Source organism: Granulicella aggregans (assembly GCF_014203275.1).
In the GTDB taxonomy this organism is placed as follows: domain Bacteria; phylum Acidobacteriota; class Terriglobia; order Terriglobales; family Acidobacteriaceae; genus Edaphobacter.
Genome location: NZ_JACHIP010000005.1, coordinates 148,343 through 174,754 on the forward strand (window position 1 = coordinate 148,343; position 26,412 = coordinate 174,754).

Annotated in this window: 24 protein-coding genes; 13 read left to right on the plus strand and 11 right to left on the minus strand. The window is 59.6% G+C overall.

Annotation, left to right across the window (positions count from 1 at the left end; translation table 11 throughout):
• Positions 1-18 precede the first annotated feature (18 nt).
• Positions 19-1,185: a bifunctional diaminohydroxyphosphoribosylaminopyrimidine deaminase/5-amino-6-(5-phosphoribosylamino)uracil reductase RibD gene (gene ribD / locus HDF16_RS17950; protein WP_184220770.1), complete on the plus strand. Its 1,167-nt coding sequence runs from the start codon at positions 19-21 to the stop codon at positions 1,183-1,185.
• Positions 1,186-1,223: 38 nt separating this feature from the next.
• A complete protein-coding gene (locus HDF16_RS17955) occupies positions 1,224-1,886 on the plus strand; it encodes a riboflavin synthase (protein WP_184219666.1) in 663 nt (220 codons plus the stop codon).
• 78 nt (positions 1,887-1,964) lie between these two features.
• Here HDF16_RS17955 and rho read toward each other — a convergent pair whose 3' ends face one another.
• From rho to HDF16_RS17970, 3 genes are all read right to left on the minus strand, one after another.
• Positions 1,965-3,215, minus strand: coding sequence for a transcription termination factor Rho (rho, locus tag HDF16_RS17960; RefSeq protein WP_184219669.1), 1,251 nt, complete (start codon positions 3,213-3,215; stop codon positions 1,965-1,967).
• 243 nt (positions 3,216-3,458) lie between these two features.
• Positions 3,459-3,680, minus strand: coding sequence for a DNA-directed RNA polymerase subunit omega (locus tag HDF16_RS17965; protein WP_184219672.1), 222 nt, complete (start codon positions 3,678-3,680; stop codon positions 3,459-3,461).
• Between the two features lie 594 nt (positions 3,681-4,274).
• Positions 4,275-5,867 carry a YifB family Mg chelatase-like AAA ATPase gene (locus HDF16_RS17970; protein WP_184219675.1) on the minus strand — a complete coding sequence of 531 codons (1,593 nt, stop codon included), beginning with the start codon at positions 5,865-5,867 and terminating at the stop codon, positions 4,275-4,277.
• Positions 5,868-5,996: 129 nt separating this feature from the next.
• Between HDF16_RS17970 and HDF16_RS17975 the strand changes: the two genes are divergently transcribed.
• The 5 genes from HDF16_RS17975 (at position 5,997) to HDF16_RS17995 (ending at position 10,299) form a co-directional block, all read left to right on the plus strand.
• A complete protein-coding gene (locus tag HDF16_RS17975; protein WP_348641351.1) occupies positions 5,997-6,971 on the plus strand; it encodes a HEAT repeat domain-containing protein in 975 nt (324 codons plus the stop codon).
• A gap of 125 nt (positions 6,972-7,096) precedes the next feature.
• Complete coding sequence (locus HDF16_RS17980; protein ID WP_221312875.1) at positions 7,097-7,615, plus strand: GNAT family N-acetyltransferase; 519 nt, start codon at positions 7,097-7,099, stop codon at positions 7,613-7,615.
• Between the two features lie 40 nt (positions 7,616-7,655).
• A complete protein-coding gene (locus HDF16_RS17985) occupies positions 7,656-8,057 on the plus strand; it encodes an MmcQ/YjbR family DNA-binding protein (protein ID WP_184219678.1) in 402 nt (133 codons plus the stop codon).
• A complete protein-coding gene (locus HDF16_RS17990; protein ID WP_184219681.1) occupies positions 8,054-9,517 on the plus strand; it encodes an L-serine ammonia-lyase in 1,464 nt (487 codons plus the stop codon). The genes HDF16_RS17985 and HDF16_RS17990 overlap by 4 nt, the downstream gene beginning before the upstream one ends.
• A gap of 50 nt (positions 9,518-9,567) precedes the next feature.
• Positions 9,568-10,299, plus strand: a complete 732-nt coding sequence (locus HDF16_RS17995; protein ID WP_184219684.1) for a type II CAAX endopeptidase family protein — start codon at positions 9,568-9,570, stop codon at positions 10,297-10,299.
• Positions 10,300-10,312: 13 nt separating this feature from the next.
• Here the strand turns inward: HDF16_RS17995 and HDF16_RS18000 are convergent, their stop codons facing one another.
• Both HDF16_RS18000 and HDF16_RS18005 read right to left on the minus strand, forming a co-directional pair.
• Positions 10,313-11,395 (minus strand): Gfo/Idh/MocA family protein, encoded by a 1,083-nt coding sequence (locus tag HDF16_RS18000; protein WP_246409272.1) that lies wholly within the window; start codon positions 11,393-11,395, stop codon positions 10,313-10,315.
• Positions 11,396-11,857: 462 nt separating this feature from the next.
• Positions 11,858-12,703 carry a hypothetical protein gene (locus HDF16_RS18005; RefSeq protein WP_184219686.1) on the minus strand — a complete coding sequence of 282 codons (846 nt, stop codon included), beginning with the start codon at positions 12,701-12,703 and terminating at the stop codon, positions 11,858-11,860.
• A 220-nt stretch (positions 12,704-12,923) separates the two neighbouring features.
• On the opposite strand from HDF16_RS18005, the gene HDF16_RS18010 reads away from it, so the two are divergent.
• Together HDF16_RS18010 and HDF16_RS18015 are read left to right on the plus strand one after the other, a co-directional pair.
• On the plus strand, positions 12,924-14,015 hold the full coding sequence (locus HDF16_RS18010; protein WP_184219689.1) for an NAD(P)/FAD-dependent oxidoreductase: 1,092 nt from the start codon (positions 12,924-12,926) through the stop codon (positions 14,013-14,015).
• 111 nt (positions 14,016-14,126) lie between these two features.
• A complete protein-coding gene (locus HDF16_RS18015; protein WP_184219692.1) occupies positions 14,127-15,263 on the plus strand; it encodes a citrate synthase in 1,137 nt (378 codons plus the stop codon).
• A 159-nt stretch (positions 15,264-15,422) separates the two neighbouring features.
• On the opposite strand, the gene HDF16_RS18020 is transcribed toward HDF16_RS18015, so the two are convergent.
• Entirely contained in the window at positions 15,423-16,028 is a 606-nt protein-coding gene (locus HDF16_RS18020; protein ID WP_246409274.1) for a DinB family protein, read from the minus strand.
• A gap of 99 nt (positions 16,029-16,127) precedes the next feature.
• Here HDF16_RS18020 and HDF16_RS18025 point away from each other — a divergent pair, with 99 nt between their 5' ends.
• Positions 16,128-17,327 carry a cysteine desulfurase family protein gene (locus HDF16_RS18025; RefSeq protein WP_184219695.1) on the plus strand — a complete coding sequence of 400 codons (1,200 nt, stop codon included), beginning with the start codon at positions 16,128-16,130 and terminating at the stop codon, positions 17,325-17,327.
• Here the strand turns inward: HDF16_RS18025 and HDF16_RS18030 are convergent.
• Together HDF16_RS18030 and HDF16_RS18035 are read right to left on the minus strand one after the other, a co-directional pair.
• Complete coding sequence (locus tag HDF16_RS18030; protein ID WP_184219698.1) at positions 17,324-18,103, minus strand: DNA polymerase beta superfamily protein; 780 nt, start codon at positions 18,101-18,103, stop codon at positions 17,324-17,326. The two genes, HDF16_RS18025 and HDF16_RS18030, sit on opposite strands and share 4 nt — an antisense overlap.
• Positions 18,104-18,109: 6 nt before the next feature.
• On the minus strand, positions 18,110-19,987 hold the full coding sequence (locus tag HDF16_RS18035) for an APC family permease (RefSeq protein ID WP_184219701.1): 1,878 nt from the start codon (positions 19,985-19,987) through the stop codon (positions 18,110-18,112).
• 147 nt (positions 19,988-20,134) lie between these two features.
• Between HDF16_RS18035 and HDF16_RS18040 the strand changes: the two genes are divergently transcribed.
• Positions 20,135-20,680 carry a glutathione peroxidase gene (locus HDF16_RS18040; protein ID WP_184219704.1) on the plus strand — a complete coding sequence of 182 codons (546 nt, stop codon included), beginning with the start codon at positions 20,135-20,137 and terminating at the stop codon, positions 20,678-20,680.
• Between the two features lie 252 nt (positions 20,681-20,932).
• Positions 20,933-22,825, plus strand: a complete 1,893-nt coding sequence (locus HDF16_RS18045; protein ID WP_184219707.1) for a M61 family metallopeptidase — start codon at positions 20,933-20,935, stop codon at positions 22,823-22,825.
• A gap of 88 nt (positions 22,826-22,913) precedes the next feature.
• Here HDF16_RS18045 and HDF16_RS18050 read toward each other — a convergent pair whose 3' ends face one another.
• Positions 22,914-23,462 (minus strand): Uma2 family endonuclease, encoded by a 549-nt coding sequence (locus tag HDF16_RS18050; RefSeq protein WP_221312876.1) that lies wholly within the window; start codon positions 23,460-23,462, stop codon positions 22,914-22,916.
• Between the two features lie 108 nt (positions 23,463-23,570).
• On the opposite strand from HDF16_RS18050, the gene mnmA reads away from it, so the two are divergent.
• A complete protein-coding gene (gene mnmA, locus HDF16_RS18055) occupies positions 23,571-24,698 on the plus strand; it encodes a tRNA 2-thiouridine(34) synthase MnmA (protein ID WP_184219713.1) in 1,128 nt (375 codons plus the stop codon).
• A gap of 64 nt (positions 24,699-24,762) precedes the next feature.
• Here mnmA and HDF16_RS18060 read toward each other — a convergent pair whose 3' ends face one another.
• A complete protein-coding gene (locus HDF16_RS18060; RefSeq protein ID WP_184219716.1) occupies positions 24,763-25,338 on the minus strand; it encodes a hypothetical protein in 576 nt (191 codons plus the stop codon).
• Between the two features lie 145 nt (positions 25,339-25,483).
• The gene (locus tag HDF16_RS18065; protein WP_184219719.1) at positions 25,484-25,933 is read right to left on the minus strand and encodes a YtxH domain-containing protein; all 450 of its coding nucleotides are present in this window, start codon (positions 25,931-25,933) and stop codon (positions 25,484-25,486) included.
• Between the last annotated feature and the right edge of the window lie 479 nt (positions 25,934-26,412).

Sequence of the window (26,412 nt, forward strand, 5' to 3'; positions counted from 1 at the left end):
CATCAGAGCGTGACCACGATGCCCGAAGATCTTCACTTTATGCAGCGAGCCCTTGATCTCGCCGCCAGCACCATCGCCCTCGCGTCCCCTAATCCCCAAGTAGGCTGCGTCGTTGTGAAAGACGGCGAAATTATCGGTGAAGGGGTTCATCTATATGAGACACGCGACCACGCCGAGATCGTCGCTCTAAGGCAGGCTTCCTCAAGCACTGCGGGCGTAAAGGGGGCAACAGCCTACGTTACGCTCGAACCCTGTAGCCACTTCGGTCGCACTGCTCCATGCGCCGATGCGTTGATCGCTGCGGGCATCTCACGCTGCGTCGTCGCGACCGGAGATCCGAACCCCTTCGTTAGCGGCACTGGCCTTCAACGACTCCGCGACGCCGGGGTCGAAGTGAGAGTCGGTGTTCTGGAACAGGCCGCCCGCGATATCAACGAAGCCTTCGCGCACTTCATCCAGACCCGCACTCCCTTTGTCACACTCAAGGCCGCTATCTCGGTTGACGGAAAACTGGCTCCGCCACTAGCGAATCGCGCGCCCGGCAAACCGCACTGGATCACAGGACCCGAAGCCCGCGCCGAAGTTCAACGCCTTCGCCACGCCTCGGACGCCGTTCTAACCGGAATTAACACCGTCCTCGCCGATGACCCGGCATACACCGACCGCACCGGCCTTCCCCGCCGCCGCCCGCTCCTGCGCGTCATCCTTGACACCCACCTCCGCATCCCGCTCGACTCGCAACTGGTCCGCTCCGCCAGCACTGGCGGAACCCCCAACGAAGACCTGCTCATCTTCTGCGACAGCGCCGCGGCCGCAGCGAAGATTGCCGCGCTCGAAGATGCCGGAGCCGAGGTCGAACCCATCGTCTCGCACAATGGACGCCTCAGCCTCCCCGCCGTCCTCGCCGACCTGCACGACCGATCCATCGTCTCGCTTCTGCTCGAAGGCGGATCGCATCTGAACGGCAGTTTTCTCACCCAGCGCCTTGTCGATAAGGTTGTGCTCTTCTGCTCGGAGACCGAGCTGGGGGAAGCAGCACTTCCCTTCGCCGCAGGCTTTCCATCCCCGTTCCTGCTCGAACAAAGCCTCCGCCGCACGACCAACGCTATTTTTGGCCCACCTGACCGGCCCGACAGCTGCCTTACCGGATACCTGACCGACCCATGGCCACCCACTTCCGCCTAGGGCTACACCCTATCCTCTAAACGCTGTACCCTGTCCTTATGTTCACCGGACTGATTGAATCCACCGGCACCATTCTCGCGCTCGGCAAATCCGAGGGAGCCACCCGCATCACCGTCGCTGCGCCCGCCCTGGCCGCACGGCTAACCACCGGCGACAGCATCGCCGTCAGCGGCGTCTGTCTCACCGCATTGCACATTGAGCCTAATGCCTTTCCACCGCGCTTTTCGGCCGATCTAGCGGCTGAGACGATCGCCCGCACCACGCTCGCGCATCTCCGTGAGGGCTCCGTCGTCAACCTCGAACTTCCGACGCCTGCAGGATCGCCCCTAGGCGGCCATGTCGTGCAAGGCCACGTCGATGACACCGCTACCTTGATTTCGCTCGATGCCATCACGCCAAATGCCACGGAGACCGACTGGCGCCTCCGTCTCCGCATCCCGGAGGCACTCACCCGCTACGTCGTGCCGCAAGGCTCGATCACTATCGAAGGCATCAGCCTGACGGTCGCCGCGCTGCATGGGCAGGATATAGAAATCGCCATCATCCCGCACACCTACGCCGCCACCAGCCTGTACACCCTTGCTCCCGGTAGCCCGCTGAACATCGAGGTCGATGTTCTCGGAAAATATGCCGAACGCCAGATGCAGACCCCCACGAAACATCTGCTCACCGAGCAGTACCTCTTGGCGAACGGCTACTAGGTCAAACGCAAGAAGGCGCGACCCGAAGGCCGCGCTTTTCGCTAATTCGCTGACAGCTAATCAGCTCTTTCGCTCGAACTAAATCGAGCTCATATTATGTAGGAACTCCTGGTTGTTTCTGGTCTTCGCCAGCTTGTCCGTCAGCAACTCCATCGCTTCAACCGGCGACAGCGGATTCAGCACCTTGCGCAGAATCCAGGTCCGCTGCAGGTCTTCCTTCGGGATCAACAGCTCTTCCTTACGTGTGCCCGAGCGCTGAATGTCGATCGCCGGGAAGACGCGCTTGTCGACCAGCTTGCGGTCGAGGATCACTTCCATGTTGCCGGTACCCTTGAACTCTTCGAAGATGACTTCGTCCATGCGCGAGCCAGTATCGACAAGAGCCGTTGCGATGATGGTCAACGAACCACCCTCTTCGATGTTGCGGGCAGCACCGAAGAAGCGCTTCGGCCTCTGCAGCGCGTTCGAGTCCACACCGCCCGAGAGCACCTTGCCCGAAGGCGGCACAATCGTGTTGTAAGCACGCGCGAGACGCGTAATCGAGTCAAGCAAAATGACGACGTCGCGCTTGTGCTCAACCAGACGCTTCGCCTTCTCGATCACCATCTCGGCGACCTGTACGTGGCGCGCCGCCGGCTCATCGAAGGTCGAAGAGATGACCTCGCCCTTGACCGAACGCTGCATGTCGGTGACTTCTTCCGGACGCTCGTCGATCAGCAAAACGATTAGAACGACTTCGGGATGGTTGGCGGTAATGCTGTTCGCGATCGACTGCAGCAGCATCGTTTTGCCGGTGCGTGGGGGAGCGACGATCAATCCACGCTGGCCCTTGCCCACCGGAGTCAGGAGATCCATTACGCGGCCGCTGATGTGGTCGCGGACCGTCTCCATCTTGATCCGCTCCTGCGCGTAAAGCGGGGTGAGATTGTCGAAGAGAATCTTGTTGCGGGTCTCTTCCGGAGACTCGAAGTTGATCGCTTCGATCTTGACCAGAGCGAAGTATTTCTCGCCCTCATGGGGTGGGCGAACGTTGCCGCTGATCGTGTCGCCGGTCTTCAGGTCGAACTTGCGGATCTGCGAGGGCGAGACGTAGATATCGTCCGGGCCGGGGAGATAGTTGTAATCGGGCGAGCGGAGAAAGCCGTAGCCGTCGGGGAGGATCTCGAGCACTCCCTCGGCGAAGATGTGCCCTTCCTTCTCACTCTGCGCCTGCAGAATCTTGAAGATAAGGTCTTGTTTGCGGAGGCCGCTGGTGCCTGCGATGTCGAGGCCACGGGCAAGCTTGCCCAACTCGGCTATGTTGTGTTCTTTCAATTCAGAAATCGTCATTTTTTACCTGGAGGTGTCTGGGAGTTCGGATGGAAGGAGGTTGATGCGGAGGCGGGATCTGCGAGACAGGGGCCGTCAGGACGGATCGGAAGAATCCAATCGCCCGGAACGGGGGTCGTGCGGAAAGCCAAGTGCAGTGATCTGAGTATAGCTCAGGATTTCAGTGTGAGAGGTGTTGCAGGAGGAGTGAGAGGAGAGGCGGGTACTGGTTAGAGTTCCGAGTGTGGAAAGAACTGCCGCGCACTAAGCTGCGCGGCGTTCCTGAAGCGATACCTTCTCGACGACCGGTTCGACGGCTTCATCCATCGGAACGGTGTCCTTGAAGCGGTCGAGCACCTCGTTGGTCGTGTCCTGCAGACGGGTGTTGGGCTTGTGCAGCTTGCGGGTCGCCTTGGAAGCGAGCTGGCAGAGCTGGTAACGGTTCGTGACGTGCGTGAGTGCTCCAAAAATCAAATCTGAGCGCATAATTTCTTTCTCCTTCAGAGCGAACAGGGGCGACAAGGACCCTGCTCGATCGTCGTACTCGCAGTTAGAAGCACCGGCGATTGCCGGGCTGACGTTCTTTTAGACGCTTAATTGCTGGACGGCGGTGCGAAAAATCTACATCTGAGGAATCTGCATGGTTCCGTTCGTCGGCAAGGCGCATGTGATTTGACGGTGTCTCTATATTCTCTGTATCTCAGGTTGCAGGCCCGCAGCTATGACCGCGTTGCAATACCCGACCAAACCTATTCTGCGTGACCACCCATCACCATCGCTCGACTCTGAGATATGCGAAAGATCGTTTGGTTGGCTGTAACCGATCAAAACTCACCGGCCCACATGAAAAGTAACGCTTCGTCACGAGAAGGTCAATACTTTTTTTAGAAACTTGCCGAAATCGTTATTCCATAAACAGGATTTCCCCGTGGTTTGACCGCTTTGCCTGGCACCGGGATGAGATCTAACCAGCAAGCTATTGATTCCATTGTATCTATACGAAAGAGTGTCCCACGATGTCCCCTATTGACACCGTGAAAGTGCGAGCAAACCTGCCGTGCGGAGAACTCGTCAGGGCAGCTAAGACCAGTAGCTCCGGTCCAGCGTCCGGTACTGGATGGCCTCGGCGATATGTTTCACGACAATGTCCTGCGACTGTTCGAGATCGGCGATCGTTCTCGCCACCTTCAAAATCCGGTCGTGCGCCCGCGCGCTCAACCCCTGCTGTTGCATCGCCCTCTCCAGCAGGCGCTCGGCGTCGGAGTTCAGTTCGCAGTGCATTCGGATCTGCTGCGTCCCCATCTGCGCGTTCGCATAGACCTGACGCGATGCCGCGCTCGCCGATCCGCGCGTGCGGTCGCCGGCCTGTGCAAATCTCTCTTTCTGCCGCTCGCGTGCCTTCAGCACCCTGGCGCGAATCTCCGCTGATCCTTCCGCTGCGCTCCCGCCGCGAAGCTCCTTATACTGCACCGCCGGAACCTCGATATGGATGTCGATCCGGTCGAGCAGCGGCCCGGAGACCTTTGACACATACCTTTGGATCATCGGCGGCGTACACATGCACTCCCGCGACTTGTCGTTGAAGTAGCCGCACGGGCAGGGATTCATCGCCGCAGCTAGCATGAACCGCGCTGGAAAGCTGAGACTCATCGCCGCCCGGGCAATCGTCACCATGCCGTCTTCCAGCGGCTGCCTCAACACCTCCAACACGTTACGCGGAAACTCCGGCAGCTCGTCCAGAAACAGCAGTCCGTTATGCGCAAGAGAGACCTCGCCCGGACGCGGCATCATTCCGCCGCCAATCAGTCCCGCATCCGAGATGGTATGGTGCGGCGACCGGAATGGCCGGTGCGTCACCAGCCCCTGCTCGGCATCCAGAACGCCAGCAACCGAATGAATCTTGGTCGTCTCGAGCGCCTCCTCGAAGCTCAGCGGAGCCAGGATCGACGGCAGCCGCTTTGCCAGCATCGTCTTGCCCGATCCCGGCGGCCCGATCATCAGGATATTGTGGCCGCCCGCAGCCGCTACCTCCAGCGCGCGCTTCGCTACATGCTGTCCGCGAACGTCCTTGAAGTCGAAGGGAAAGTGCTGCAGCTCCTCCAGCAGATCGCTCGTCTTCACCTTCAACGGAGCAGCCTGAACCACCCCCAACGTCGTCCCATTCAGTAGCGCGCGCACTTCCAGCAGCGAGTGCACCGGGTAGACGTTCACGCCCTCCACTACCGCCGCCTCCCGAGCGTTGCTCGCCGGGATCAGCAGGTTGTGGATACCCTTCTCCCTCGCTGCGATCGCAATCGGGAGCATCCCCTGCACCGCCCGGAGGCTGCCATCAAGCCCGAGTTCCCCGACAAGGAGATAGTCCGAGAGATCCTTTGTCTGCAGCGCTCCATACGCTCCTAGAATGCCGATCGCTATCGGCAGGTCGAACCCTGAACCTTCTTTCTTAAGGTCAGCAGGGGCGAGGTTGATCGTGATCCGTGTGGGAGGGATATCGAAGCCGGAGTTCTTAATCGCGGATCGGACGCGATCGCGACTCTCACGAACAGCCGCGTCGGGAAGCCCCACCGTCGCAAACTGCTCCTTCTCCATCTTCACACCGGAGAAGTCCACCTCGACGTCGATGATGTTCGCGTCGATGCCGTACACCGCAGCGCTGCGTGCTTTGAAGAGCATGATTGTTTGCCTGATATTTCCCTGAGGCCGAAAGTCTCGCGAGTATAGCATTTACAATCGCGTTCATCCCCCAAGACACGAACAGGTCCTCTAACCGGTAAAACCCACACGCATCGCCGGAGCCAACAAGTGAAACTCACGCACGACCGATTCCGTTCCATCCGCGCCACTCGCAGCTCTTTCTTCGCCTGCCTTCTTCTGATCACGCTCAGCGCGTCAGCACGATACCTCGCCGCGCAGAACAGCCCACAGGCCGCTGCTTCGGACGTCGACACGCCTCCTCCTACCAACCGTCCCGCGCATGACTCCCCCTCTGTCGACATCGACACCGCGTGGTCGATGCTTACCTCGGCGCTGCTGGACAATAAACACACACCGCTACAGATCCAGTCGCTGGCGGCGCTCGGCACCATCGGTTTCAACCCACGCGCTGCACAGTTGATCACGGAATCGATGCGTGACCCCGACCTAGATGTCCGCACTGCTGCGGTTCTCGCAGCCGGGCAGACTCCTGCCCTCACCGCAAAGCGCAACTTCTCCATGGAGCTTCGCACGCTGCTCGATGATAAGGAACCTCAAGTTGCTGTCGCCGCCGCGTCCACACTATGGAAGATGGGGGACCACTCCGGCGAAGACATCCTGGTCGCTGTCGCCGCGGGCGAGCGTAAGGCCAGCGCGGGCTTGATGGATTCCACGCGGCACACCATCACAACCGACCTGCACAACCCCTCCACCATCGCCCGAATCGGTGCGCTCCAGGGAGCGTCCATGCTCCTCGGCCCCTTCGGCTTCGGCGTCACCGCGTATGAGTACATCCACAAGAACGGAGCCGACACCTCGCGCACTCTCGCTATCGAGCTGATCTCGCAATCGAAGACCAAGCCCATCCACGATGAACTGATCAACGCCCTGACCGACAAGGACGTAGGCGTCCGCGCCGCCGCAGCTAAAGCACTGGGCGAATACCACGACAAGGAGACCGCCGCCGCCATCGCCAACCTCTTCTACGACTCCAAGCCCCCGGTCCGCCTGACCGCAGCAGCCTCCTACCTCCGCGCGTCTGGTGCAGTCGCGTCGCCCGCCGCCCACGCTGCGAAGAAGTAGCTCCCGCAATCAACTGTCATGATCGAGTGCCCATCTATGCAGTGTCATCGCATCGGTGGGCATTCGTGCGATACACCAAGGACCACTCCTTGCTCCACTTCAAGGCAGAGGAGTAGCGTGATCCCATGATCCTGGTCAGACGAGCGAACCAGCAAGACGCAAGCGCAATCGCCCGCGTCCACATCGCAAGCTGGCGGACGACCTACGCCGGCATCGTCCCGAACGATTATCTGAAGAGCCTCAATGAATCGGAACGAGTTCTCCAGTGGCAGGACTGGCTCGCGCGCGACGTCAGGGTCTACGTCGCGGAACTGGACGGCGAGGTTATCGGCTTTGCCAGCGCCGGGCCGACGCGCGAGCTGCTCGAGGGCTGCGACGCGGAACTCTACGCCATCTACCTGCTCAATCGAGCCCAGCGAATCGGCATCGGAACCACTCTTGTGCGCACGCTCGCGACCTACCTCTGTGCCAAAGATTTCAAGTCCATGATGGTGTGGGTCCTGGAACAAAATCCAGCGATACACTTCTACGAAAAATCCGGGGCCGTACGCGTGACTTCAAAGCAGATCGAGGTTGGTGGTGCGGTCCTCGGCGAGATCGCTTTCAAATGGCCCGATCTCTCGATGCTTGCATCGCTCACCTAGCCGACTTCCCTGCTTCTGTTCCGAGATACAGGAGACATCCGTGGCCACCGCCAACGACTTCCGCAGACTCGCTCTCAGCCTCCCCAACGCGATCGAAAGCTCTCACATGAACCATCCGGACTTCCGCGTCCTCTGCCCGGACAACAAGCTGCGCATCTTCTGCACGCTCTCAGGCGAAGCCCTCGGCAGAGGCGTCGTCAATCTCACGCTCGAACAACAGGCCGCCTTTTGCGAAGAGCTTCCGCAGGTCTTCGAGCCTGTGCAAGGAGGCTGGGGCCGCATGGGAATGAGCTACGTCTATCTCGAAGCCGTCGCCGAAGACACATTGCTCGGCGCACTCACCACGGCTCATAGAAACGTCCTCGCCAAGTCGATGACGAAGCCAGCCGCCAAATCGGTCGCTAAGAAAACCACCCGCACTAAAGCTAAGATGAAGTCGTGAACACTAGCCTCTTCGAGCTCTTCAAGATCGGCATCGGACCATCGAGTTCCCACACCGTCGGGCCCATGCGCGCGGCCTTGCGCTTCGTTCGCGAGCTCGACGGAGACGGCAAGCTCGACCGCACTGTCAGCGTCACCGTGCATCTCTATGGGTCGCTCGCTCTCACTGGGATTGGCCATGGAACCGACCGTGCCATCCTCCTCGGACTGCTCGGCGAGGCTCCCGACATGCTCGATCCCGCCACCGTCGAAGCGAAGCTTACCGAGATTCGCGACAGCCATTCGCTCCCGCTCATCGGTCGCCACCGCGTGCCCTTCTCCGAGTCCGCCAACCTTCCCTTCCATCGCGACCAGATGTACCCGACGCCGGGCATCCCGACTCATCCCAACGGCATGAAGTTCACCGCCTGCGACGCCTCCGGCTCACTCATCTCTGAAGCCGTCTTCTACTCCATCGGCGGCGGGTTCATCGTCACCGAAGCCGAACTTGCCGCTCCGCAACAGACCTCCTCGCGGAACGTTCCCTACCCATTCCGAAGCGCGCAGCAACTCCTTGCACTCGCCTCCGAGCACAACCTCTCCATCGCAGACCTGCTGCTCGCCAACGAGGTCGCCCTGCTCGCGGACCCTGCGGTGAACATCAACCGCCCCGGTTCGCCTTCGTCAAGCTCGTCGCCGGAAGAAAAGATCAAAACCAGCATCCTGGAACTGTGGCGCGTCATGCAGGAGTGCACCTCCCACGGCATCGCCACGGAAGGAATCCTTCCCGGCGGCCTCAACGTACGACGCCGCGCTCGGCGCCTTACCGAGCGGCTCCTCAGCACGGGCTCGAAAGACCCGCTCGCTCCCATCGACTGGGTCACGGTCTGGGCGATGGCCGTGAACGAAGAGAACGCCGCCGGAGGCCGTGTTGTCACGGCCCCCACCAACGGAGCCGCAGGCGTTATCCCGGCCATCGCGCACTATTACGTCCATTGCGTCGCTGACCTGCCTGATGTCGCACTCTCAAAGGAAGAGACCGAAGCGGGCCTCATCCGCTACTTCCTTACCGCCGCCGCCATCGGCATCCTCTACAAAGAGAACGCAAGCATCTCCGGAGCTGAGGTCGGCTGCCAGGGCGAGGTCGGTGTCGCCTGCAGCATGGCTGCGGGCGGTCTCGTCGCCGCGCTCGGCGGCACGAACGAGCAGATCGAGCACGCCGCCGAGATCGCCATGGAGCACAACCTGGGAATGACGTGCGATCCCATCGGCGGCCTCGTACAGATTCCCTGCATTGAGCGCAACGGCATGGGTGCGGTCAAGGCCATCAACGCCAGTCGTATGGCCATGCATGAGACCGGGGGGCACAAGCTATCGCTCGATCAGGTGATTGCGACGATGTATCAGACAGGCCTCGATATGCAGTCGCGGTACAAGGAGACTTCGCTCGCCGGGTTGGCCCTCAACATCATCGAATGTTAGGTCTGTCGAATTCCGCACCTCAAATACCTATTCGCGATTAGGCTACGAAGATGCCCGTTGAGTCTGCGGAACAGCCCTGCGAAGTCGAAGTAAAACAGCCTCCGCTGCCTGCACCGTGGCAGCACACGCTGCTCTTAGCTTTCGTGCTTGTACTGTGGGCGATCTATGGAGCGCTCCGGGCAAATCTCACGACAAGCCAGATGCCGCAACTCATCAGATACATCTCCACGGGCATCTTGCAGTGGCTGCTCGTTGGATCAACGATCGCGGGTCTCTATCATCGACGAAGCTTTATCCTCGGTGTCCTTGGCTTGCCGGCGCGTCGAAGGCTCGGTGGAGATCTACTGTCTGCTCTTGCGATCCTCGTCTCGGGATGGATCGTAGTCATCGCACTACGCATCGGCCTTAGACACACCTCACTGCATGTCGATTCCGCGAACAACGCAGTAAAAGCCTTGCTGCCTAATACACCTCAGGAGATGATTCTCTGGGTCTTCGTCGCGATGACCGCCGGAGTCTGCGAAGAGTTCATCTTTCGCGGTTACCTTCAGCGGCAGGTGTCTGCATGGTCGGGAAGCGCAGTCGTCGGGATCGCTATTCCCTCGCTGATCTTTGGATGTCTCCATCTCTATCAGGGCATCGGCAGTGCAATTGGCATCACAGGGCTCGGTCTTGTCTATGCAATCTGTACTGCGCGCATTGGCAACGTAAGGAGCGTGATGATCGCACATGCCAGTCAGGACCTGCTAGTCGGACTCATACATTACCTCCGTCATAGCTGAGAAACGCGCACCATCACGCAATCGGTGCACCGGCCGCTTTATAGATCCCCTCCATCGCCACCAAATCTTTCAGTCCCTCATCCCCGCTCGTCCATGGCTCCGTATTGTTCCGGATGCAATCCGCAAGATGGTCTGCCTCCAACGTGAACTGGTACGGCATCACACCCTTGCTCGTCTCATCGACCGCCCCTGTCTTCGTCTCTCCCTTGAACCTCACGCCCTGATACCCATACGCCGGCTCGACACGAAGATGCCCCTCTGTTCCGTAGATCATCAGGTAGTTGTCGCCCTCGACTCCATACGACGAGCCCGCTGAAGCCAGCACTCCCGAAGCCATCTTCAGGCTGAACTCCACCGACTCCTCAACCGATGCGAACCTCGGCCCCGGAAGTTTCGTAGCAACCTGCGCCGCGAAGCTCACCGGCTCTTCTTCCGCGATCCAACGAATGGCATTCAACGGATAGACCCCCAGATCCATCAGCGATCCTCCGCCGGAGAACTTGCGATCAAGCCGCCACTGCCCTGCCTTGAAGTTGGCGCGGAAGCCGCCCTGGAACTCCTGTATCTCGCCGATCGCTCCCGATCGCGCAAGCTCCTTCACCCTGAGCCAGATCGGATCATAGTGGACGCGATACGCAATCATCAGTTTCACGTTCGCCTGCTTGCACGCATCGATCATCGAGCGGCACTCTGCCGATGAGATCGCCATCGGCTTCTCGCACAGTACATGCTTGCCTGCCTTGGCCGCGCGGATCGTGTACTCCGCGTGCATGCTGTTCGGAAGTCCGATGTATACCGCATCGATCTCCGGGTTGTGCGCCATCTCATCGAAGGTCTCGTAGTTGTAGATCGACTTGTCCTGCACGCCGTAGAGAGACTTGTACTTCGGTGTCTTCTCCTGCACGTGTCCGCTGATGAGCCCTGTCACCTTGCACTTCTTGGATTGCGAAACCGACTTCATGAAGATGTCGGAGATCTGCCCGAGTCCCACAGCCGCATAACGTACCGGCTGCTGCGGCTGCGCGAACGAAGACATCGCCGACAACGCGGCAGTGGATGCGGCGACCTTAACAAAGCTGCGACGATTCATGGACATGATGGGACTCCGCTGGAGTGACGTGAACTTGTGCTTGATTTGGCGCTGTAAAAATCGATTCAATACAAGCGTCTGCCAGCATAGCAAAGCGAGCGATGACGGCGCTCGACGCGAGACGATCTCACCATGGTCCTCTTGCGAGCTCGCAGCAGTTCCACATGAGCAGTGCCACGCCTAAAAAAAATGTGCCAACGTATCGATTTCTCTTGACACTCTTTTTCACGAAATCTATACCTTCGTTAGCTGCAATGCACGTTGTGCAGCGCACACGCTTGATCACAGGGAGAACAGGCAAAATGGCAACGAAGAAGGCAGCCAAGAAAGTCGCAAAGAAGGCAGCGAAGAAGAAGTAAACCCAACAGGCAAACATAATAAGGGGGACGCCGATGGCGTCCCCCTTATTCGTTTAACTCATATCTCGATTACACGCCCATACCGCCAAAAGCCGCATGAACATTGAGTTTACTGCGGAGCGTCCGCTCCTTTGGGTGCGTTCTTGGGCGTCGACAGGTATCCCGACACCTTGTTCTTGTCCAACTGATTCACCACCAACTCGTACAGCACCGGAGTCTTGCCCGTGTAGAACTGCACCGGTTCGTCGAGTCCCTTGTCCTTCTTCTCGATGTTGCGGTCGTCGGCGCTTACGTTCATCGTGTAGCGCGAGTGCTTCTCGTCCACCTTCTTCAACTGCAGCTTGATCGTCGCCAGCAGCGTTGGCTTGCCGCCCTTCTGCAGGGAGAACTCGTAGTAGTTCCGATCGCCCTTGTGCCTCAGCACTTCGAGCTCGTCGTGGTTCGTCGCAATCAGGCCGCTCATCACACCCTGGTCGCCCATCGTGCGATTGAGCTGTGTCTTTGTTGCTTCAAGATCGCTCTTCGTTGTGGCGACGTCGGTCTTCACGCCGCCCACGTCCGTCTTCACACTCGCCACATCGTTCGAGACGGCGCCGACCTGCTTCTCGGTCGCCTGTTGTTGCGCCTGCAGCTTTGCGGCGATGTCGCGCTGCGCCGCCTGCGCAGCCAGAAGACCCTGCGTCTTCAGCTCAATCTGTTTCTGCGTCATGCCGACACTCTGTCCGAGCGTCTCGGTCGTCGCACGCAGCCGAGCGTTGGTCGTGTCCAGCTTCGCCGAAAGCTCCGTGTTCTGTTGCTGCGCCTCGGACAGCTTCTGTTGATTCACGTTCACGTTCTTCTGCAGAAAATAGCACCAGCCCAACGCGCCAATGGCGCTCAGGAGCGCAACCGCTACGACGCCTATGAACGCACCTGAGACAGACCGTTCCACTTCCACTTCCTTCACGTATTCCATCGCTTCACCCCGAACTTTCGAATGACGAACGTCACTGCCATCCACAACTGAATCTAACGCTCTCCCATCCTACAGGCGAAGGCCAAACAACCGAGGCGGTAAATTATTCCCTACCGGCTCCGTCGCGCCGCGCGTTTCACACATTTAGACGTAGCTTCCCTCCCTTCGGCGAGGAGTTTTGAACGGCGCCCAGGACGGCGATGACCTTAGACTTGGAAGTATGACTCAATCGGACATCTGTATCGCCGGCGCTGGAATTATCGGGCTCTCACTCGCGCTTGAGCTCCGCGCCCGGGGCCTGAGCGTCATTGTCCTCGATTCAGGCGCGCCGATGCAGGAGGCCTCGACCGCAGCCGCTGGGATGCTGGCTGCGGATGATCCGCATAACCCGCCGGAACTCTTCGCGCTGTCACACTTAAGCCGGTCGCTCTATCCCTCCTTCCTCGACCGCGTTCGCGACCTAGGCGGCATTGCCGTTCCCTTCCAGACCCACCGCACACTGCAGGCCCTGGCCGGCAACCGTGCATCTACGCTGCCACAAGAACTGCAAACCGAACTCCTCGTGAAAGACAGCGATGCCGTCGTCGATCCCGGCTCCGGGTTCACCTTCCTTCGCGAGCACTCCATCGATCCGCGCCAACTTGCTCCCGCGCTTATCGAAGCCATTGCCTCCACATCGATCCGGACTCTCTACAATTCTCCCGTCATCACAACCGGCTACGGCGCGGGACGAGTCACCGTTCGTACTTCTGCCACGACGATTCAGGCGGACCACTTCGTCGACTGCACGGGCGCGTGGGCCGGTTCCAGCGAAACCGACACGGCATTCCTCGCCATACCGATCAAAGGCCAGATGCTTGCGCTCACTCTGCCAGCCGATTTGCAGCTAAAGACCACGCTCCGCGCCGCAGACATCTATATCGTCCCGCGCACACTCGGGCCCGGTAAGGGTCGCGCCATCGTTGGGGCGACCGTTGAAGATGCAGGCTTCGATAAAACAGTTGAACCGGCAGCGATCGAATCGCTCCGCCAGCGCGCGATCTCCCTCGTCCCCGGCCTGGCCCACGCCACCATCGCCGACACGTGGGCAGGACTTCGCCCCGGAACCCCGGACCGCCTTCCGATCATTGGGCCACATCCCACGCGGTCGCATCACTGGTTCGCCACGGGCCACTATCGCAACGGCATCCTGTTAGCGCCTGCTACCGCCCGAGTTATGGCGGACCTTATCCTTGGCCAATCACCGACAGCCTCGCTCGAGTCCTTTTCTCCATCGCGGTACACACTCTCCTTAGCGATCGGCGTCCAATGAAGAGACAGACCGAAATCGCACAGCCGCACCGATATTCGCGCACAGCTTAGACAACGCTTTCTCCGCTGCGCTACCCTGAATTACTTCATCTTCCGATAGGAGAGAGATCGAATGTCCACCACTGTTGCACCCAAGGGTCTCGAAGGCATCGTCGCCACGACCTCGTCGATCTGTTACATCGACGGCGAAGCCGGCGTCCTCTCCTACCGCGGCATCGATATCCACGAGCTCGCCGGCCATTCAACCTTCGAGGAGACCACTTATCTCCTCTGGTTTGGCAAGCTCCCCACCGCGGATGAACTCGCTTCTTTCTCCGCAGAGCTTGCCGCCGCTCGTGTGCTTCCCGAAAAGGTGGTCGAACTTCTTCATACAGTTCCGGCGGATGCTACGCCAATGCAGGTCCTCCGTACCGCCGTCTCACTGCTCAGCATCTACGATGCCGACGAACCCAGCAGCACACACGACGCAAATGTCCGCAAGGCATACCGACTGACCTCGCAGATCGCGATGCTTGTCGCCACCTTCGACCGAATCCGCAAGGGAAAGTCCATCGTCGAAGCCGACCTCACGCTCTCGCACGCCGCCAACTTCCTCTGGATGCTAAACGGCGAGAAGCCCTCGGAGACCGCGACCCGCGCCTTCGACATCGCGCTCATTCTGCACGCCGACCACGAACTTAACGCCAGCACTTTCGCCGCACGCGTCATCGCGGCCACCCTCGCCGACATTCACTCCGCCATCACCGGCGCGATCGGGGCGCTCAGCGGCCCTCTGCATGGCGGCGCGAATGAGGCCACCATGCGCCTGCTCTACGCCATCGAAAAAGCCGGTGCCGATCCCGTCGAGTACGTCCGCGACATGCTCGCCGCTAAGAAGAAGATCTCCGGCTTCGGCCACCGTGTTTATCACACGGAAGATCCTCGAGCGACCCACCTCCGCCGCATGTCTGAGGAGTTGGGCAAGGCCGCAGGCAATACGAAGTGGTTCGACATGTCGAAGAAGATCGAGGGCTACATCAAGTCCGAAAAGAAGCTCAACGCCAACGTCGACTTCTACTCCGCCTCCACCTACACCACTCTCGGCATCGACATCGACCTCTTCACGCCGATCTTCGCCGTAAGCCGCATCTCCGGCTGGGCCGCCCACGTGATCGAGCAGCACGACGACAACCGCCTTATCCGCCCCCGCGCCGATTATCTTGGGCCTGCGTATCCCGCACCATACATTCCTCTAGCCGACAGAGCGTAAGTCAGACCGCTTCAATAAGAAGCGTCGTCTCGACCGAGCCGCGTGAGCGGGGATTCCCCGCATTTTGCTTTCACGCGCACAAAAGCCCGTCATTCGAACCAGAATGACGGGCTTCGTACAAGCTTGATACTTCTCACCGATCCTGGAAGATTCGGTCCGCTACTTCGCACTGGCCGGGGGCACAATCCCGTTCATGCGCAGGTACTCGCAAAGCTGCCCGTAGTGGTCGAAGCCGTGCGCAATCAAGCCGCCCGCCAGACTGGCGCGCGTCCCGGTTCCGCGTACACTTTCGAACGCATTTGCCGGCGTCAGAGTCCCAATTGCCTTATGCGCAAACGCGAAGGAAGCCTCCAGTGCCGCCACGATCTTTTCCTTTCCCTTCAGGGTCTCCATCGCCTTCGTATCGACGTCGGGCTTGGTTCCGCTGAGCGCGCTCCCGTAGTAATAGTTGGCCTCGGCAATATGCAGCACCATCGCCCCGAACGTCCGCACGCCCGTGTACTCCGTCTTCTGCCCGGGCACAAAGATCGCCGCGCTCGGAGCAAAGTCATACTTATCCGCCGGCATCGCCTTCACGAGCGGCACCAGCTGCTTCTCGAGACTGCTCAACGCATCGTCGAAGCTCTTCGACGGTGCAACGATTGTTCCTGCTGCAACTTTCGGCGCCGCATCCATCTGTGCGTTCGCCATCACCATCTGTCCGCTACAGAGGGCAAGTGCAGCTCCCAATGCCACCTTTGCCATCACGCCTTGCTTCGTCATCATCGATCTCCTGAACAGTTTGTGAAACGCCCTAAGCCTATCAGACCTTCGCGAGCAACCACCGTAAGCAGCCGGCGGTCGCAAACGGCGTAAACTAGAGATATGCGCCGGATCTACATGGACGCGAACGCCACCACGCCTCTGCTCCCCGAGGTCTTTGAGGCGATGCGCCCCTTCTGGATCGAGCACTTCGGCAACGCCAGCTCCATCCATCAGCAGGGCCAGCAGGCACGCGCCGCAGTCGACCACGCCCGCGACTCGGTCGCCCGCCTGCTCCACTGCCGCACCTCTGAAGTCGTCTTCACCTCCGGGGGCACCGAGAGCGACAACCTCGCTGTCTTCGGCGTGCTCCAGCCGTACATCACCTCCGGCGAACCTGCCCACCTCATCACCACATCGATCGAGCACCACGCCGTCCTGCACGCTGCCGAGGCACTCCGAGACCGCGGCATTGAAGTAACCTTTCTCGAATGCACCCCGCAGGGCCTCATCACGCCGGACGCTCTTCGCGCCGGACTGCGACCGCATACCAAGCTTGTCAGCATCATGCTCGCGAACAACGAGACCGGCGTCGTCCAGCCGATCGCCGAACTCGCCGCGATCGCTCACGCACACGGCGCTCTCTTCCACACCGACGCGGTCCAGGCAGCAGGCAAGCTGCCCCTTGACCTTTCGAAGACTGGCGAGTTGAAGGATGTCGACCTGCTCTCCATCTCCGGCCACAAGATGTACGCGCCGCAGGGAACGGGTGTTCTCTTCACTCGTCGCAACGTTCGCCTCTCGCCCATGTTCTTCGGCGGAAGCCACGAGCGCCAACGCCGCCCGGGCACGGAGAATGTCGCCGGCATCGTAGCGTTAGGCAAGGCTGCCGAGCTCGCACAAACCTGGATGTCGGATGGCGGACCAGATCGTCTCGGGGAACTGCGAGACCGCCTCGAACAAGGCATCCTTTCCGCGATTGAAGAGTGTGGCGTGAACGGCGCCGGCCTTCCCCGCGCCGTCAACACGTCGAACCTCTACTTCGATCACGTCGAAGCCGAAGCTCTCGTCATTGCACTCGACCTCAAGGGCCTCGCCGTCAGCGGGGGCTCCGCTTGCCAGTCCGGCGCGACTGAACCCTCGCATGTCCTCACCGCCATGGGCCTAAGCCCGGCGCGCGAGAGAGCCAGCGTTCGATTCTCCCTGAGCCGCCTCACGACTGCCGAAGAGGTTGACTACGCCCTCGAGATCATCCCAACCGCAGTTGACCGCCTGCGTAGCCTGTCACCTACCTGGAAGAGGCCGGTAGCAGCACTCGCCTAGCTCTGATTCCAGAACGAGAGATGAACCCTGGCAACAAGGGCAGAGATCTCTTGCTCATCAATCCAATCAGGCAGAAAGCTTGAAGCAGCTGCAGTTTCAGCATCGAGCTTTGCCCGCTCCGACTCAGCCAGAAAGCGTTCCAGCGTCCAGCTTCCGCCTCGGAGATCGATCAATACCTCTCTCTCCGGTCGCGGCAAAGTAATCGTGCCCTCCTGCATCAACTCACGGCACTCGAACAATAGCCGCAGCGTGTGCATCGCCGCTTTGGTGTCGTACCCGAACGCACCTTCATACTCAGGCCGTGTGCCCTTCGCACCCTTGCCTTTTTCTCCTGAAATTCGCTTGAGCTGATTCTCCGCGAATCCAAGAAACTGGACGGCGGATCGCTTCGAGAGAAACAATTGCTTCTGATCCTGGATCAACGACCAGACAGGTGCACTCGCGGCAGTCGCAGCTGCAAATAGGAAGTGGAGTGCCGTTGCATTTCCCTTTGCCGCCATCGCCGCCCACTTGCTCAGCGAATAGAGTGTCAGGTCGACGTCGTCCGGCCCATTCCGCCGATCATCGCTCGCCGTCGACCAAACGAAATGCTCCTGTGGATTCAGTCCGAGAACATCTTCAGGCTCGCCAATGAACACGCCATAGAGATCGAGATCATCGGTCGCACCAACCTTAGCCCCGTGCAACTCCGACCCGCCCACGAAGAGGTGAATGACAGAATCTACCGGACCGAATCCCGAGCGCTCAATCTGCGCCAGATGAGGAGAAGTCAACATCTACGTTCACAGATACCAGGGTATGTTGACCACCACTACCCGCTGCTTCGCCCGCAACAGCAGCAGCAGCTTCAGCAGCTGCACCCTCTGCCCATGCAGCGCATTCTCCCACCAGTGTTTCACCACCAACTCTGGCAGCAGCACCGCAACCTTGCGATCAGGGTTGTCGCGCTCAAGCGTCAGGATGTACTCCATCAGCGGCGCGATGATGAACCTGTAGCTCGAAGCGATTCGAACGAGCTCCGGCTCCTGCATCCCCTTCTCCTTCAAAGGGTCCAGAACCATCTCGTCCCAACAGCCTGCAAGCTCATCCGGGTCGTCTTCCGAATGCACATGGACCACCTTGATCTCTTTCGAGAGCAGCAGCCCGAAGCGAAGCGCCTTTTCCGTGATCCGGTCCCAGTGCGCCATCGGGATGACTACGATCGGCTGGGTCAGGTTCTCAAGGTTGATCGGTGTCCGGTCCACCATCTCGGCGTGCACTCGCGTGTAGTGCTTCTTCACGCTGTACATGATCAGGATCAGTGTCGGCACCAGCAGTGCTGTAACCCATGCACCGGCCATGAACTTCGCTACCAGCACAACGATCAGCGTCAGTCCCGTCGCACCCGCGCCCACGCCGTTCACGAACATGTGCCAGACCCGGCCGCCCTTATGTTCGCCATGCTGGTTCTTCCAGTGCACGACCATGCCAGCTTGCGACAGCGTAAACGCCAGGAACGCACCGATCGCGTACAGCGGAATCAGCCTGTCTGTGACTCCATCGAACAGGATCAGGATGACCGCCGTCAGCCCGGTCAGAGCATAGATACCGTGCGAGAAGAGCAGCCGCCGACCGCGCAGAATGAACACATGCGGCAGGTAGTCGTGGATCGCGATCGCCCGGGTGAGCCGTGGGAAGTCCGCGAACGCCGTGTTCGCGCTCAGAGCGAGAGCCAGCAGCACGCTGCCCATGGTCGTGTAGTAGAACCATCCGCGGCCAAAGACAGCCTGCACCAGCAGGCTCAGCAGGCTCTGGAAGTTTGGCTCGTCCGGGCTCATTGCCATGATGCCGTAAGCCCTCGCCAGCCACGCGGTCCCAAACAGCAGGACAATCAGGATCACGACGATGATCGAAAGCGTGATCTGCGCCTTCCTCGCTCTCGGCTCACCAAACGCCATAACGCCATTCGACACTGCCTCGACACCGGTCATCGCCGCGCATCCGCTGGAGAAGGCCTTGATCAACATCCAGTAGCCGAGATATTTCACCGTCTGCGGGATCTCCGGCGGCAGTGGCTCTATGGAGTGAGGATGTCCGCCGCTGAGGATCGTCTTGTAGACCCCCACAACGATCAGGGTCAGCAGCGTGCCAATAAATAGAAAAGTGGGAGCGATAAACGCCGTTCCCGTATCCTTCACTCCGCGCATGTTGATGATCGCCAGGATCATCAGAATGAATAGGCAGAGCAGAAGCGTATGCGGCTGCAGGCTCGGCACAGCGGAGGTTAGCGCGGTAACGCCAGCCGAAATTCCCACCGCTGCCGTCAAAATGTAGTCGATCATCAGGGCTGCGGCTGCCAGCAGCCCCGCATTGTTACCCAGGTTCTCGGTCGCCACGGTGTAGCTGCCACCACCGTTCGGATAGGCCGCGATCGTCTGCCGGTAGCTGAAGAAGACGATCACCAGCAGCACCAGGATCGCCGAGATGATCGGCACAATGTACGTCACGCCGAGCGCCGCACCCAGCGGGATCAGCAGCGTCATCGCGGCCTCTGGCCCGTAAGCCGCGCTGGTCAGGGCGTCGAGCCCAAATATCGGAATACCGGCGGCGATGCCGATATGCTCTCCACGTTCTTCACTTGTTGCCAGGGGCTTGCCAAACAGTACGTCGCTAATTGCCATGTCGACTGTTATGGTATCTGGTCTGTCAACGATCTCAACTGGCGAGCGCCCGGAAACTTACGCAATCTTTATGACTTCTTTCATCCCGTGATAGCCGGACCCTGCTGGCCGGCTGCACCATTCGTCGGTACAGGTAATAATTGAGACATGGCTAATCTTTACGACATTCCCGTGAACCGGATCACCGGAGAAGGAACCTCGCTCGCCGACTTTCGCGGTAAGGCGCTCCTCATCGTCAATACCGCATCGAAGTGCGGCCTTACCCCGCAGTACGACGCCCTCGAAAAGCTGTACGCCCGTCACAAGGCGGACGGCCTTGAGATCCTCGGCTTCCCTGCCAACGACTTCGGTGCCCAGGAACCTGGATCGAATGAAGAGATCGCCACCTTTTGCAAGGGCAGCTTCGGCGTCTCGTTCCCCATGTTCCAGAAGATCGTTGTCACCGGACCGGACACTCACCCGCTCTATCAGGAACTGATCGCGGAGAAGCCCGAAGCCACGGCTAAACAGCCAGGCGAATTCCGTCAGAAGCTTGCGAACTACGCGCCGCCTAACCCCGCGCCCGGCATCCTGTGGAACTTCGAGAAGTTCGTCGTCGATCGCCATGGACGCGTGGTTGAGCGGTTCTCACCGGAGACGCTGCCTGATGATCCCATCGTCCTCTCCGCGATAGAGACAGCACTCCAGAGCTAAGCCGGAAACCGTCCCTGTACTCACCTTGTGCCCCACGCCTCGCAGCCTTATCGCGATGCGTGGGACAACTCCCGATGTGCGCAACCCCTGAGAACTCGTCTTCTCGACAGGAGCGCAGCGAAGTGCAGAGACCCAGCTTTCTTGCACTCTCCTGTAGAGATCAATCGCCTCTGCGTCTTCCCCAGCACCCATTCGTCCAATAATTAAATAGTCATTTCAGCTGCTTTCCCCGAGAGGATCCAATCCATCCTGATGCACTCCATTCTCAAGTCCGCCGCACTTCTTCTTGCCGCCTCTGCCGCAGCGGCCCAGACCGCTCCCATCCGCATCGCCGCCGACCTCACCGACACTCCACGCAAGGTCTATCACGCTGAGATCGACATCCCGGTCAAGCCTGGTCCCGTCACCCTCACGACCCCGCAGTGGATTCCGGGTACGCACCGCCCAACCCCTCTAGTCGACTCCATCACTGGCGTGGTCTTTACCGCCGAAGTAGCCGGCACGAAGCAGACGCTCGTATGGCGTCGCGATGACGTAAATATGTACGAGTACCACGTGACCGTGCCGAAGGGCGCGACCAGCTTGCATGCGCATCTTGATCTCATCAATCCCGGTCGCCAGACCACAAAGCTCGCTTCGCTGGAGTGGGAAGGGCTGCTCCTTTACCCCGCAGGCATTCCCGTCGCAAAGATCGCAGTTGAACCCACCGTCATCGTTCCCAAGGGATGGGGAGTAGGCACTGCGCTGTCCCCCGTCGGCTCTTTTCACGGTATGGGACCCGGCGACGTTCACAAGTTCGCCGCCACCACCGTTGAGCAGCTTGAAGACTCGCCCGTCGACACCGGCCTCTATTACCGCCAGTTTGCGCTCGCACCCGAGATCTCCCCCAAGCACTTCCTCGATGTAGTCGCCGACGAACCCGACGACGTCAACATCCGCCCCGCCACGCTCGCCGAGATCAACAACCTCGTCCGCGAGGCCGACGCGATGTACAAGTCGCATCACTACAACGAGTACCACCTACTGCTCACGCTCACCGACGCCACCGGCGGAATGGGTCTCGAGCACGGTCAATCCTCCGACAACGGCATCAACGAGAAGGGCTTCTCAACCGACGAGCAGCAACTAGGCAACTCCGATCTGCTCGCCCACGAGTTCACCCACTCATGGAACGGCAAGTACCGCCGCCCGGCACGCCTCTATCAGCCAGACTTCGCCACCGCCCAGCAGGGCGACCTGCTCTGGGTCTACGAGGGCATGACGCAGTACCTCGGCAACGTCCTCGCCGCCCGCTCCGGCCTCAAAAATCAGCAGCAATACCGCGAGATACTCGCGCTTTCGGCCGCAAACCTCGACTACAAGTCCGGTCGCCAATGGCGGTCGACAGAAGACACAGCGATCGCCTCCAGCATCCTACGCGGGGGCACCGCAAGCTGGTCCAACTGGAAGCGCGGACAGGACTACTATCAGGAAGGCGAACTCCTCTGGCTTGATGCTGACACCCTGATCCGCAAGCTCACGGACAACAAGAAATCGCTCAACGACTTCGAGGCGATCTTTCTCGCCAAGGGCGGTAACACTGGCCCGCTCATCGTTCCCTACGAACGCCCCGAACTTATCGCCGACCTCAACCAAGTCGTCGCCTACGACTGGGCCACCTTTCTGCATGAGCGCATCGACGACATCAATCCCCACGCTGACCTGGCGGGTATCGAGCGGGGCGGTTACAAGCTCGTCTACAACGACCAACCTTCTCAAGCACAGAAGACCCTGACCGCTGCGGGCGGCCGCCGTGGTGGAGGCATCAGCGCCTGGTACTCACTCGGCATCAACTGCGGTGCGGACGGCACCCTTACCGATGTCCGTTGGGGCGGCCCAGCCGACAAGGCAAAGCTCGCGCCCGGGCAGAAGATCTACGCCGTCGACGGTCGCACCTTCTCGGGCGACAACCTGAAGGCGGCAATCAAGAAGGCCAAAGGCACCTCCGAGCCGATCCACCTCATCCTGGAGCAGGATGGCCTCGTCACGCTGGCCGACATCAACTACCACGATGGCGAACGCTACCCCACGCTCGTCCGCGTAGAAGGTACTCCTGCGTACATGGACGACATCACGAAACCACTGACAACAGCACCGACCAAGTAAAGTGTTCCCCTCTGCTAAGAAGGCTGACACCCGCAGAATCGCGGGGGTCAGCCTTCTTAGTTTTGCCTCTTGGCAATCCAGCCGGTTTCTACTTACCGCCCCAAATCCTCTCCATCACAAGCTCAAATCCGGCCACACACCCAGTGCCTTGCACCGACGTGGGATCTTCCAACACTTCGGCTTCCTGTCCCGGCCGATAGATCGTCACCCTGCGCGTCTGTGAATCGACGAGCCACGCAAGCTCAGTACCATTGGCTATCCATTCGTCCAGCACTTTCTTCTTGACGTTTTCAAGCCGGTCGCTCGGCGAGGTCAACTCGATCACAAATTCCGGACATACCGGGGCATAACCAGTCTGCTGTTCCGGCGTGAGAGCATCGCCTTTTCGATGACTAAGCCATGAAGCGTCCGGAGATCGAATTGCACCGTTTGACAGCGTGAACCCAGTGCTGGAGTCAAATACCACACCGCGACCATCCTCATCCGCCCAAACTCCGAGCGCCTGCGATATCCGCTGATTGGTCGACCCCGTCCGATAGCCCGTCGGTGTCATGATGAGAATCTCTCCATTCGGCTCACGCTCCATCCGGTACGGACGATTCTCCCTGCTGAACCGCATCAACTCCTCGTCGCTCATAGGCGTCTCAGGCCTTAAGCGAATTGGAAGGTCCAACGATGACAGATCCAGGTTCATGGATGAAGTGTACTCCGGACAGATCACGAAACCCGGTATCATTGATGATTGATGCCATCGCAGTCCCAACCCGAGACCATCGCCGTCGCCATGTCAGGAGGAGTTGACTCCTCCGCCGTCGCCGCGCTGCTCCGCGCCCAGGGCCACACCCTGATCGGGCTCACCCTGCAGCTCTGGAATCAGCGCCGCCTGGCTGGCCACGAAGGCATGCCCGAAGCTGTTCAGGGCCGCTGCTGTTCGATTGACGACGTCTACGACGCTCGCCGCGTGGCCGAGCAGCTCGACATTCCTTACTACTTGGTCAATCAGCAGGACCGCTTCGAAGCAGAGGTAGTGAAACCTTTCGTCAGCGAGTACCTCGCAGGCCGCACGCCGATCCCCTGCACTCTCTGCAACAACCACCTCAAGTTCGATCAGCTCCTCATCACCGCCCGCCAGATTGGCGCCGACCGCATCGCCACCGGGCATTATGCCAGGAACCATTTTGACGAGGAGAGAGACCGCTGGATCCTCTCCCGCCCCGAAGACAAGTCCAAAGACCAGACTTACTTCCTCTTCGGTCTGACGCAGGACCAGCTATCCCGCACCCTCTTTCCGCTCGGCGAGATGCAGAAGCCTGCAGTGCGCGCCATGGCGTCAGAGGCAGGCCTCAATGTCGCCACCAAGCCCGACTCGCAGGAGATCTGCTTCATCCCCGGCGGCGATTATTCCACCTTCCTCAAGGCATATCTGGACGAACAGGGCGAAGATCTCCCCGACAGCTCAGGCGAACTCGTCACGACGACCGGCGAAGTGATTGGACGCCATAACGGCATTCATAGCTTCACCGTGGGCCAACGCAAGGGCCTCGGGCTGACCTCGGCGAACCCACTCTATGTCTTGAATATCCATCCGGATTCGCACCAGGTCACCGTCGGAGCCGATGAAGACTTGATGTCCCGGGATCTTCGCGCCGACCGCGTTAACTGGATCTCCGTTCCCAATCTCGCTCGGGGCGAGACCCTCCGCGTCCAGATCAAGATTCGCCATCGCCACGAGCCCGCGTGGGCCACACTCTCAAGCGACGGTGGCGATGACGCTAGTGCTATCTTTGACACACCGCAGCGCGCCATCACACCGGGCCAGTCCGCTGTCTTCTACCAGGGCGACGAAGTCGTAGGAGGTGGCTGGATCTACTGAAAGCCGGCATCAGGCGCAAGAAAACGAGGGTCTCAGCCCCCGTTTTATCGATCCGCCGCAACCTCTAGTCTTCGAACTTCGTGATCGCAACCGACTTTACCTTTGGTTTCGACTTACTGAACAGCACATCCATCCCTGCCTTGAATCCGTTCACAACCCCCGACATCTCCACCAGGGGCATCCGGATGCCCTTGTGAACCATCTCAGCGAGCGAGCCAGTAGCCGTCAGCGCTGTCGAGACCATCCCGTCCACACGGGCCACCTGAGCCCTGGTCTTCAGATTCACATCGCTCAGCGTGACATCGAACTCTTTAGCTTTCGATTTCACGATCTCACTCGTCTCCACAAGATTGTCGGAAATCCTCTCGATCTTGGGCAGCGTAACCTCGACCAGTATTTCAGCCTTATTGATGATGGGGATTGCCTTGTCAATAAGTGGCGTCGCCCGAGTCCTGAGCTCCTCCGCGATCGCCAGAACCCGCTTCTGCGTCTTCGTTGCGCCAATCGCGGCGACGATCACCACGATCGCCTGTACGAACATCGAGAGCGCAACGATCCCGACGAAGATCATCAACAGTCGTGTATTACCGGCGGAGATCGAGTCGTTCTCTAATCCCTGCCACGCCGCCATCATCCACATGGTTCAAACTCCGTCTCTGCGCAGAGCGCATGTCTTTCATCTTAGGAGATACGCTCACTTGCACGCCAAAACGGGGGTGGACTGCATTGCAGCCACCCCCGGCACGGCGGCCCAAAGGTCGAAACTTCCCTTAGACTAAGTGCTATCAGCCGTGGGTAGTCGTGTTCACGTAAGCATCCTTACCGGCTTCAACGGCGGCGGAAACCTTCTCCTGCTGCTCGTTCACCAGGCTCTTGCCCTTTTCAACGTATTCGGTCCACTGTGAACGACCCTTGTCGTAATACTCACGGCCTTTGTCGACATACTCGCCGGCAACCTGCTTAGTCTGCTCGACCGCCTGACCAACCGCCTGCTTGCTCTGGTCTACATACTGTCCGACAGCCTGCTTGCCCTGATCCACATATTGGCTTGCGACTTCGGCCCCGCGCTGCGCCAGAACTGCCGCGCGCTCCTTGGCATCAAGAGCTCCGGAGACGAGATCCTCGCGGGTCTCCTTGCCAGACTTCGGCGCGTACAACACACCGACTAAGGCACCTAGTCCCAGCCCTGCAAGAAACCAGCCGAACCCGCTCGCTCCGTTATCGTTATCCGCCATGATTGCCTCCGTTATCTCGTATCTTTCGTGTCTGATTTTGATGAATCGCTTTGAGGCGATGAATCGACGCCTGTTCGAAAGTCTATATCGTCTTACCTGCTTCTTACGCGCTCACATAAAATTCCAAGTGCAAGCCCAATATTGCTCTCTCTTGGAAGATGCCCTTTGCCCACCTTTGGTTGCGCCAGCAATGACATCCGCCACCCAGGCACGCGGTGAAGTCTACTCCGCTGGGATGGCCTCGGCCAATCGGCCCGGTCTCGAGGGCCGAATGTACATCTGCGGGTGTCGGCGATGAGAGATTCTCGTGCCCCAATTCCAAACGACTACCGTCAAACTCAGCAGGGTCGATCATGACTCGCCTCTTCCGACACGACTGGAGAGTCCGACGCAGGTTTAGCGCATCAAAAGTGAGTAAAATTTGCTTATACGAAGCACGACGCCTTGCAAACGCGGTAACTAAGGCACGAAGGAACACT